This is a genomic window from Psychrobacter proteolyticus (assembly GCF_039762275.1).
In the GTDB taxonomy this organism is placed as follows: Bacteria; Pseudomonadota; Gammaproteobacteria; order Pseudomonadales; family Moraxellaceae; genus Psychrobacter; species Psychrobacter proteolyticus_C.
In genome coordinates this window covers 1-1,147 of the sequence record NZ_JBDLOB010000014.1, presented here as the reverse complement: position 1 = coordinate 1,147, position 1,147 = coordinate 1, and the positions used below count along the sequence as shown (strand labels likewise).

At 57.4% G+C, this 1,147-nt stretch carries 1 protein-coding gene; it reads left to right on the top strand.

Annotated features, from left to right (window positions below):
• Positions 1-1,020: hypothetical protein (locus ABFV72_RS13060; RefSeq protein WP_347164104.1), on the top strand; the 1,020-nt coding region annotated here is incomplete at its 5' end.
• Between the last annotated feature and the right edge of the window lie 127 nt (positions 1,021-1,147).

The window sequence follows — 1,147 nt, the reverse complement described above, 5'->3', positions numbered from 1 at the left end:
CTGATGCTGATGCCGATGCAGACGCCGATGCAGACGCCGATGCAGACGCTGATGCTGATGCCGATGCTGATGCAGACGCTGATGCAGACGCTGATGCAGACGCTGATGCCGATGCAGACGCTGATGCCGATGCCGATGCTGATGCTGATGCCGATGCAGACGCCGATGCAGACGCCGATGCAGACGCTGATGCTGATGCCGATGCTGATGCAGACGCTGATGCAGACGCTGATGCAGACGCTGATGCCGATGCAGACGCTGATGCTGATGCCGATGCTGATGCCGATGCCGATGCCGATGCAGACGCTGATGCTGATGCTGATGCTGATGCTGATGCTGATGCTGATGCTGATGCCGATGCAGACGCCGATGCAGACGCTGATGCTGATGCTGATGCAGACGCTGATGCAGACGCTGATGCCGATGCTGACGCTGATGCTGATGCTGACGCTGATGCTGACGCTGATGCTGACGCCGATGCTGACGCCGATGCTGATGCCGATGCTGATGCCGATGCAGACGCTGATGCCGATGCTGATGCCGATGCTGATGCCGATGCCGATGCTGATGCTGATGCTGATGCCGATGCCGATGCCGATGCCGATGCCGATGCCGATGCCGATGCCGATGCCGATGCCGATGCCGATGCCGATGCCGACGCTGACGCCGATGCCGATGCTGATGCTGATGCTGACGCTGATGCTGACGCTGATGCTGATGCTGATGCTGATGCTGATGCTGATGCTGACGCCGATGCTGATGCCGATGCTGATGCCGACGCTGATGCCGACGCTGATGCCGATGCAGACGCCGATGCTGATGCTGATGCTGATGCTGATGCTGATGCTGATGCTGATGCTGATGCTGATGCTGATGCTGATGCCGATGCAGACGCCGATGCTGATGCTGATGCTGATGCTGACGCTGACGCTGATGCTGATGCTGATGCTGATGCTGATGCTGATGCTGATGCTGATGCTGATGCTGATGCTGATGCTGATGCTGATGCTCCTGAGATAGATGCAGTCACAGGCGATGACATCATCAATGCGATTGAAGCAGGTGCTGGATTTAATGTGACCGGCACTGGTACCGCAGGTGACATCATCACCTTAACCAATGAAGCAGGTATTCAGATTGGCGATCC